Genomic DNA, 1,174 nt, shown 5'->3' with positions numbered 1-1,174 from the left:
TACTCAGGTTGAATTGGCGATGTCCGGGCTGTGGTGACGGGTCGTGATCCCTGCGGTACGACGTCCTCATGCGGTACGCGCAAGGGGGCGGGCTGACGCCCGCGGAGCAGGAGAAGCGGGAGGCCGTGCGGTTGGAGGCGGCCAAGTGGTTCGAGGCCGGGGCGGGCACGGCGCAGATCGCTGTGGAGCTGCGGGTGACGGACCGGTCGGTGCGCCGGTGGCGGGCGGCCTGGCGGCGCGGAGGTATAGGGGCGCTGGGGTCGGCGGGGCCGATGGCGGTCGAACGGTTGTCGTCGGCGCAGTGGCAGCGGCTGGAGGGCGAGTTGAAGCGGGGCCCGCTGGTGCACGGCTTCGACGATGAGGACCAGGGCTGGACACTCAAGCGCGTGAAGTTGCTGATCGGGCGGCTGTTCCACGTCGGCTACACCGTCCAGGGGGTGTGGCGGCTGCTCAAGCGGCACGGCTGGAGCTGCCAGGTGCCGGTCCGGCGGGCGCTGGAACGCGACGAGGCGGCGATCGAAGTGTGGAAGGCCGAGGTGTGGCCGCGGGTAAAAGTACCGCGCACGACCTGGGCGCCCACATCTGCTTCGCGGACGAGAGCGGCCAGTCGCTGATCCCGCCAAGGGGGCGCACCTGGGCACCGCGCGGGTCCCGTCCAGTCGTGCGGGTGGCCGGCCGTCGTGGCGGGCGGGTGAACATCGCCGGCGCGGTGTGCTTCCGGCCCGGGCACCGTCCGCGGATGTTCTTCAAACTGCACGTCCACCGCGGCCGCAGGGGTGAGCCGAAGACCTTCGCCTGGCGCGACTACCGGGACTTCATCCGCATGGTGCACCTGCAGCTCGGCACCCCCGTGGTGTGGGTCTGGGACAACTTGAGCGTGCACCTGCAGCAGGAGATCTTCGACTTCGCCGAGGAGCACAAGGACTGGCTGGTCATCTTCCATCTGCCGCCGTACGCACCGGAGATCAATCCGCAGGAAGGCATCTGGAGCCTGCTCAAACGGGCCCTGGCCGACTTCGCCGCCGCAGACCTCACGCACCTGACCCGCGTCATCAAGCGGAAGCTGAAGAAGATCCAGTACCGGCCGCACCTGATCGTTGGCTGCTTACCGACCACCGGCCTGGATCTCGACGGACTGATCGACGAACCGGACATCGCCAATTCAACCTGAGTA

At 68.7% G+C, this 1,174-nt stretch carries 1 protein-coding gene; it reads left to right on the top strand.

The annotated features are described in order from the left end of the window. Nucleotides 1–68 precede the first annotated feature (68 nt). Nucleotides 69–1,171, top strand: a protein-coding gene (locus ADL12_RS58535) for an IS630 family transposase (protein WP_425265133.1) whose coding sequence is annotated in 2 segments (ribosomal slippage) — nucleotides 69–522 and nucleotides 522–1,171 — 1,104 coding nt in all. Because the reading frame shifts where the segments join, the coding sequence is not laid out codon by codon here. Nucleotides 1,172–1,174: the final 3 nt, after the last annotated feature.

This window comes from Streptomyces regalis (assembly GCF_001509475.1).
Lineage (GTDB): Bacteria > Actinomycetota > Actinomycetes > Streptomycetales > Streptomycetaceae > Streptomyces > Streptomyces regalis.
This window is presented reverse-complemented; position numbering and strand designations above follow the sequence as displayed.